This window comes from Bradyrhizobium sp. (genome assembly GCF_019242285.1).
Classification (GTDB): domain Bacteria; phylum Pseudomonadota; class Alphaproteobacteria; order Rhizobiales; family Xanthobacteraceae; genus Bradyrhizobium.
The window spans coordinates 24,732-32,008 of the sequence record NZ_JAFAVV010000295.1; the positions used below are offsets into that span (position 1 = coordinate 24,732).

The window sequence follows — 7,277 nt, forward strand, 5'->3', positions numbered from 1 at the left end:
TGTCTAGGCGGCGAGGTCGGCTACGACCGCGTCGAGCACGGGAAATCCGGCCTGGGTCACGCGCAGCCGGCCATCGGCATCGACCGTGATCGCCCCTTCCTCGCGCAGCAGCGCGACGCGCGCCGGATCGAGCGGGCGACCGGCGAGCTGCGCATAGCGTTTCGGATCGATGCCTTCCGCCAGCCGCAGGCCCATCAGCAGGAACTCGTCGGCACGCTCCTCGCTGTTGAGACAGTCGTCGGTGACGACGCCATGGCCGTTCGCCTCGACCCGCATCAGCCAGGATTCAGGACGCCTCTCGGTGGCCGTCGCATGCCTGATACCGTCGATGTCCAGCCTGCCATGCGCGCCCGGACCAATGCCGGCATATTCCTCGCCGCGCCAGTACAGCAGGTTGTGCCGGCACTCCGCGCCTGGACGGGCATGATTTGAGATTTCATAGCCGGGCAATCCGTGCCGGGCGCAGATCGCCTGGGTGACGTCGTACAGCGTGCGCGCCGTGGCCTCGTCCGGAGTCTCGAGTTTCCCGGCCGCATGCAGCCCGAAGAACGGCGTGCCTTCCTCGACGGTCAGTTGATAGAGCGACAGGTGCTCGGCGGCCTCGGCGATGGCGCGCTCGAGCTCGTCGGCCCACTTCTCCGGCGTCTGTCCGGGGCGGGCGTAGATCAGGTCGAAGGAATAGCGCGCGAAGCTGCGGCGGGCGATCGCCACCGCATCCAGCGCCTCGCGCGCCGTGTGCAGCCGGCCCAGCGCCTTGAGCGAGGCATCGTCCAGCGCCTGCACCCCGAGCGAAACACGATTGACGCCGGCTGCGCGGTAGCCGGCAAAGCGCGTCGCCTCGACGCTGGTCGGGTTGGCTTCCAGCGTGACCTCGACGTCGGAGCCGACGCGCCAGTGCTTGCCGATCGCCTCCAGGACGGCGCCCACCGTCGCCGGCGCCATCAGCGAGGGCGTGCCGCCGCCCAGGAAGATCGACGACACCTCCCGCCCCGACACGCGCTCTGCCGTGGTCGCGATCTCACGGGCGAAGGCCGCAGCGAACCGGGCCTCGTCAATCGCTGTCTGGCGGACGTGGCTGTTGAAGTCGCAATACGGGCATTTCGACAGGCAGAACGGCCAGTGCACGTAGACGCCGAAGGCTTGCCGCTCAGCGCCGGTCAAGGCAGATCTCCGCGAGCTTGACGAAGGCCCGGGCCCGGTGCGAGAGCCCGAGCCCCAGCGGCGGCAGGCCGTGCTTTTCCACAGCAGTCATCTCGCCGAACGTGCGGTCGAAACCGTCCGGCATGAACATCGGATCGTAGCCGAAGCCGGCGGTTCCGCGGGGGGGCCAGACCAGGGTTCCGTCGGCGCGTGCCTCGACCTCCTCGAGATGGCCGTCCGGCCAGGCCACGCACAGCGCGGAGACGAAATGAGCCTTGCGCTTGTCCAGTGCGGTCGCATTGCGCTCCTGCAGGAGCCGCTCGATTCGTGCCATCGCCGTGTTGAAGTCCTTGCCGGGTCCGGCCCAGCGGGCGGAGTAGATGCCGGGCGCACCCTCGAGCGCGTCGACCACGAGCCCGGAATCATCGGCGAAGGCCGGAAGCTTTGCGGCCTCGGCCGCCGCGATCGCCTTGATCTGCGCATTGGCCGCGAAGGTATTGCCGGTCTCCTCGGGCTCGCCGAGGCCGAGCTCGCCGGCCGAGACCGCCTCGACGCCGTGGGGCGCCAGCAGCTCCCGCATCTCGGCGAGCTTGCCGGGATTGTGGGTCGCGATCACCAGTCTGCCTTCGATGCGCCGATGCATGCTGAACTACGCGACCGCCATTTTCTGCAAGCCCACCAGCCGCGCCACGCCCTTGCGGGCCAACTCCATCAGCGCCAGGAACTCCTCTTGCGAGAACGGCGTCTTCTCCGCGGTGCCCTGCACCTCGACGATGCGCCCGTCGCCGGTCATGACGAAATTGGCGTCGGTGTCGGCTTCCGAATCCTCGGCATAATCCAGGTCGAGCACCGGTGTACCCTGGTGGATGCCGCACGAGATCGCGGCAACCTGGTCGCGGAGCACGTTGGTCTTGATCATGTTGCGCGTCTTCATCCAGGCGACGCAGTCGGCGAGCGCGACCCAGGCACCGGTGATCGAGGCCGTGCGGGTGCCGCCATCGGCCTGCAACACGTCGCAGTCGACGGTGATCTGCCGCTCACCGAGCGATTCGAGGTCGATGGTTGCACGCAGCGCCCGGCCGATCAGCCGCTGGATCTCGACCGTGCGCCCGCTCTGCTTGCCGGCCGAGGCCTCGCGCCGGGTGCGCTCCAGCGTTGCGCGCGGCAGCATGCCGTATTCCGCCGTCACCCAGCCGCGGCCCTGACCCTTCAGCCAAGGCGGCAGCCGGTCCTCGAGCGTCGCCGTGACCAGCACGTGAGTGTCGCCGAATTTAACCAGGCAGGACCCTTCCGCATATTTGACGACGCCCCGCTCCAGCGACACGGCGCGCAGTTCGTCAGGGGCACGGCGGCTTGGCCGCATGAAGTCCTCCAGGAAAGTTGACCGGCGGTATGGCTTGCCGAGCTTGTAGGATCGTGTGCGCGGTGCGGCAAGGCCTTAACCGTCCTTTTCGAGCCGCCATTGACCGCTTGTCACCGGGCCCCCCGCGGGACAGATTATGGGGGGTTGTCAGGGAGTAGAGTGTGGCTCACCATGATCCGATCGGCCTGATTTCGCCGCATGCGGGGCTGGCGCAGCTCAACGAGCGCTCACGCGACATTTTTCGCCAGATCGTCGAAAGCTATCTGGCGACCGGCGAGCCGGTCGGCTCGCGCAACGTCTCCCGCCTGATCGCGATACCGCTGTCGCCGGCATCCGTGCGCAACGTGATGGCCGATCTGGAGCAACTCGGCCTGATCTATGCGCCACACACCTCCGCTGGCCGGCTCCCGACCGAGCGCGGGCTGCGGTTCTTCGTCGACGCCCTGATGCAACTCGGCGATCTCTCCGAGGCCGAACGACGCTCGATCGAGAGCCAGCTTGCCGCCGTCGGCCGGGCGCAGACGGTGGAAGCGGCGCTGCAGGAGGCGCTGACCCGGCTGTCGGGATTGACCCGTGCGGCCGCGGTGGTGCTGACCGCGAAATCCAATTCGCGGCTGAAGCATATCGAGTTCGTGCGGCTGGAACCGGAGCGTGCGCTGGTCGTGCTGGTCGGCGAGGACGGCCAGGTCGAGAACCGGGTGCTGACCCTGCCGCCCGGCGTTCCCTCCTCGGCGCTCACTGAGGCGAGCAACTTCCTCAACGCGCGCATCCGCGGCCGAACCCTGGCGGAAGCAAGGCTCGAGCTCGAGACCGCGCTGGCGGAGGACCGCGCCGAGCTCGATCAGCTCACGCAGAAGATCATTGCGGCAGGCATTGCGGGCTGGTCCGGCGGCGAGAGCGACGACCGCCAGTTGATCGTGCGCGGCCATGCCAATCTCCTGGAGGATCTGCATGCGCTGGAGGATCTGGAGCGGGTGAAATCGCTCTTCGACGATCTCGAGACCAAACGCGGCCTGATCGACCTGCTCGGGCGCGCCGAGCGGGCCGAGGGAGTGCGGATTTTCATCGGATCGGAGAACAAGCTGTTCTCGCTGTCCGGCTCCTCCACCATCCTCGCACCCTACAGCGACGGCGCCGGCCACATTGTCGGCGTTCTCGGCGTGATCGGGCCGACGCGGCTGAATTATGCGCGGGTCATCCCGACGGTGGATTACGCGGCGCGCATCGTGAGCCGGCTTTTGGGGGGCTAGCGCCACAACTGCGCCCGATCACGGGCGCTTGATTTTCGCACCCCAAAGCACGATATCCCGGCCGACAAACACCCCACCCATTCAGCCGATGTTCGAGAAGGCCCTCCATGACCGATCACGACCTGCAGAAGAATGATCCGGTGAACCCGGGGCAGGCGAGCGAACCCGTGGTTTCGAAGCCCTACATCATGCCCGATGACCCGGAAGCCGGGGCGGCGGAAGCGTTGGCCAAGGAGGTGGCGGAAGCACGCGACAAGATGTTGCGCACGCTCGCCGAGATGGAGAATCTGCGCAAACGCACGAGCCGCGAGGTCGCGGATGCGCGGACATATGGCATCACTGGCTTCGCGCGCGATGTGCTCGAGATCGCCGACAATCTGCAGCGTGCACTCGACGCGGTGCCGGCGGAGGCGCGCGCCTCCGCCGAGCCCGGCCTGAAGGCGCTGATCGAGGGCGTGGAGCTCACCGAGCGGTCGCTTCTCAACACGCTGGAGAAGAACGGCGTCAAGAAGTTCGATCCGTCGGGCGAGAAGTTCGACCCGAACTTCCAGCAGGCGATGTACGAGGTGCCCGATCCGTCCGTCCCTGCTGGCACGGTCGTGCAGGTGGTGCAGGCGGGCTTCATGATCGGCGAGCGGGTGCTGCGGCCCGCTTTGGTCGGCGTGTCGAAGGGCGGCGCCAGGGCGGCGCCTGCCGCTCCCGCCGCCAATGGCAACGAGCCGACCGACGCGGCCTGATCGGCCTGCCGACCGCTGACGGCCAGCTAACCGCGCGGCTGAATTCCGTCGCGCACGGCACGGAAGCGCGGAAACGCATCGGACCATTGGTCACGCGGTGCGCTGGCGACGATGCGCAGCGTGCTCGCGCCGCCGAATCTCAGCCACTGCACCACCGTGACCGGCGTGTTGTCCTTGCCGCTGGTCGCGTCGATCCGCGTCTCGAAGGCCGGCAGGCCGCCGATGCGGATCGGCTCCGACATCGTGATCCGGCCGTCGCGCATGCCGGGAATCTGGGTTGCGGCTTCCTGCGCGAAACGTGCGCGATCACCCGGCTCTTGCGGGGACGTGCCGACGATGGCGATCACCATGAAGGGGGCGGCCTCGAAACCCTTGGTCTCGTCGCTATCCGCGAGGACGATGGCGGCTCCCGGTGCCACCGTGCGGACATTCCTGAAATGACTCAGTTCGGTGACGTTGAACGGCATCAGGCCGAGCTGCTCGTCGACCGGAACGTCCTTGCGGGTCGTGACCGAGGCAAACATCTGGCGGACCGCGTCGTCGGAATAGATCTTGGCCGTATCCTCCGGAACCTGAACGGCCACGTAGCCGGAGAAGGTGCCGCCCGAGACGATCATCGAATAGCGTTTCACCGCGGTGGCGCCGTCTTTCGCGCTCTCGACGGTGTAGTAGGCGGTGCCGGCTGAGGTTTCCAGACTTTGCGGCCTGACCACGCCCGGCGCAACGGGCGCGGCCTCGGCGGCGCTCTTGACCTCAGTGTAGGCGCCCGGGGGCAGCTCGGCGACGAGAACCTTGACGTGCTGATCCTCCGACTCGAAGCCGGGGAATGACTTGGCGCGGACCAGACCGATCAGCGGCGTCAACCCCACCCGCTGACCCGGTGGAAAGGTGGCGTCCGCGGCAAAGGCAGCGGGCATCGCTACAAGGAGCAACGCCACCGCGTTCAATAGTCGAAAGCACTTCATGAACTACCCCGTCTGTTCGGACCGCCGGGCGGCCGGTCCACATTCGGTCAAGGCCAGTTTCGGCGCGCCGCTTTTAACGGTTTTCGCGGGCGGACAACAGCCGCGTCCCGCGTCCCGTGGCCTGCATGGGCACGGACCTTCGCGGCCGCACATGTTAACGAGGTATTATCGATCGGGCGAGCCCACGGCGCTCAGGACACGATCTTCCGTTGACGTGCGGTTTCATGCGCCGGGATTGCGGTGTAGTCCTTGCGGGCGGGGGCCCCCCTCCTATATGAGCCTCACCAATCGCAATATCGCGAGTTTTTGATCTGAAGGGGGTACGGGCTGGGGTGCCATCAGGGCCCTGCCGACCTGCCGCAAACGGAAGGACATGAGGACCATGGGAAAGGTCATTGGGATCGATCTCGGCACCACGAATTCGTGCGTCGCCGTAATGGACGGCAAAACGTCGAAGGTCATCGAGAATGCCGAGGGCATGCGGACGACCCCCTCGATCGTCGCCTTCAGCGATGACGGCGAGCGCCTCGTCGGCCAGCCTGCCAAGCGCCAGGCGGTGACCAATCCCGAACGCACTTTCTTCGCGGTCAAGCGCCTGATCGGCCGCCGCTACGACGACCCCATGGTCGAGAAGGACAAGAAGCTCGTCCCCTACAAGATCGTCAAGGCGTCGAACGGCGATGCCTGGGTCGAGGCGGACGGCAAGACCTATTCGCCCTCGCAGATTTCCGCCTTCATCCTGCAGAAGATGAAGGAAACCGCGGAAGCCCATCTCGGCCAGAAGGTCGATCAGGCGGTGATCACCGTTCCCGCCTATTTCAACGACGCCCAGCGCCAAGCCACCAAGGATGCCGGCAAGATCGCGGGCCTCGAGGTGCTGCGCATCATCAATGAGCCGACCGCGGCGGCGCTGGCCTATGGCCTGGACAAGACCAAGACCGGTACGATCGCCGTCTACGATCTCGGCGGCGGCACGTTCGACATCTCCATCCTCGAGATCGGCGACGGCGTGTTCGAGGTGAAGTCGACCAATGGCGATACTTTCCTCGGTGGCGAGGACTTCGACATGCGCCTGGTCGGCTATCTGGCCGACGAGTTCCAGAAGGAGCAGGGCATCAACCTGCGCAACGACAAGCTCGCGTTGCAGCGCCTCAAGGAGGCCGCTGAGAAGGCCAAGATCGAGCTGTCGTCGACGACGCAGACCGAGATCAACCTGCCGTTCATCACCGCGGACCAGACCGGACCGAAGCATCTGACGATGAAGCTCACCCGCGCCAAGTTCGAGGCGCTGGTCGACGACCTCGTCCAGAAGACCATCGAGCCCTGCCGCAAGGCGCTGAAGGACGCCGGCGTCACCGCCGGCGAGATCGGCGAGGTGGTGCTGGTCGGCGGCATGACCCGCATGCCGAAGGTCCAGGAGGTCGTGAAGCAATTGTTCGGCAAGGAGCCGCACAAGGGCGTCAACCCCGACGAGGTCGTGGCAATCGGTGCGGCGATCCAGGCCGGCGTGCTGCAGGGCGACGTCAAGGACGTGCTGCTGCTCGACGTGACGCCGCTGTCGCTCGGCATCGAGACGCTGGGCGGCGTATTCACCCGCATCATCGACCGCAACACCACGATCCCGACCAAGAAGAGCCAGGTCTTCTCGACCGCCGAGGACAACCAGAACGCGGTCACCATCCGCGTCTTCCAGGGCGAGCGCGAGATGGCGGCCGACAACAAGATGCTCGGCCAGTTCGACCTGATGGGCATTCCGCCGGCCCCGCGCGGCATGCCGCAGATCGAGGTGACCTTCGACATCGACGCCAACGGCATCGTCAAC

At 66.6% G+C, this 7,277-nt stretch carries 7 protein-coding genes; 3 read left to right on the top strand and 4 right to left on the bottom strand.

Translation table 11 applies throughout. The features are described 5' to 3' along the window. Positions 1 to 3 precede the first annotated feature (3 nt). Genes hemW through rph form a run of 3 tightly spaced genes read right to left on the bottom strand, consistent with a single transcriptional unit; the run spans position 4 to position 2,503 of the window. A complete protein-coding gene (hemW, locus tag JOY90_RS11635) occupies positions 4 to 1,161 on the bottom strand; it encodes a radical SAM family heme chaperone HemW (RefSeq protein ID WP_291691287.1) in 1,158 nt (385 codons plus the stop codon). Then, positions 1,148 to 1,783 (bottom strand): RdgB/HAM1 family non-canonical purine NTP pyrophosphatase, encoded by a 636-nt coding sequence (gene rdgB / locus JOY90_RS11640; protein ID WP_291691288.1) that lies wholly within the window; start codon positions 1,781 to 1,783, stop codon positions 1,148 to 1,150. The genes hemW and rdgB overlap by 14 nt, the downstream gene beginning before the upstream one ends. A 6-nt stretch (positions 1,784 to 1,789) precedes the next feature. Beyond that, on the bottom strand, positions 1,790 to 2,503 hold the full coding sequence (gene rph, locus JOY90_RS11645; protein WP_291691289.1) for a ribonuclease PH: 714 nt from the start codon (positions 2,501 to 2,503) through the stop codon (positions 1,790 to 1,792). Positions 2,504 to 2,664: 161 nt separating this feature from the next. On the opposite strand from rph, the gene hrcA reads away from it, so the two are divergent. Both hrcA and grpE read left to right on the top strand, forming a co-directional pair. Beyond that, on the top strand, positions 2,665 to 3,753 hold the full coding sequence (gene hrcA / locus JOY90_RS11650; protein ID WP_291691290.1) for a heat-inducible transcriptional repressor HrcA: 1,089 nt from the start codon (positions 2,665 to 2,667) through the stop codon (positions 3,751 to 3,753). A 107-nt stretch (positions 3,754 to 3,860) separates the two neighbouring features. Next, positions 3,861 to 4,490, top strand: coding sequence for a nucleotide exchange factor GrpE (gene grpE / locus JOY90_RS11655; RefSeq protein WP_291691291.1), 630 nt, complete (start codon positions 3,861 to 3,863; stop codon positions 4,488 to 4,490). Between the two features lie 26 nt (positions 4,491 to 4,516). Here the strand turns inward: grpE and JOY90_RS11660 are convergent, their stop codons facing one another. Further along, the gene (locus tag JOY90_RS11660) at positions 4,517 to 5,455 is read right to left on the bottom strand and encodes a hypothetical protein (RefSeq protein ID WP_291691292.1); all 939 of its coding nucleotides are present in this window, start codon (positions 5,453 to 5,455) and stop codon (positions 4,517 to 4,519) included. Between the two features lie 382 nt (positions 5,456 to 5,837). Between JOY90_RS11660 and dnaK the strand changes: the two genes are divergently transcribed. Continuing rightward, positions 5,838 to 7,277: molecular chaperone DnaK (gene dnaK, locus JOY90_RS11665; RefSeq protein WP_291691293.1), on the top strand; the 1,440-nt coding region annotated here is incomplete at its 3' end.

What these genes read in the sequence shown, in the direction of transcription:
- rdgB (WP_291691288.1), bottom strand. Translation starts at nt 1,783, where the DNA reads ATGCATCGGCGCATCGAAGGCAGACTGGTGATCGCGACCCACAATCCC.
- rph (WP_291691289.1), bottom strand. Translation starts at nt 2,503, where the DNA reads ATGCGGCCAAGCCGCCGTGCCCCTGACGAACTGCGCGCCGTGTCGCTG.
- grpE (WP_291691291.1), top strand. Translation starts at nt 3,861, where the DNA reads ATGACCGATCACGACCTGCAGAAGAATGATCCGGTGAACCCGGGGCAG.
- JOY90_RS11660 (WP_291691292.1), bottom strand. Translation starts at nt 5,455, where the DNA reads ATGAAGTGCTTTCGACTATTGAACGCGGTGGCGTTGCTCCTTGTAGCG.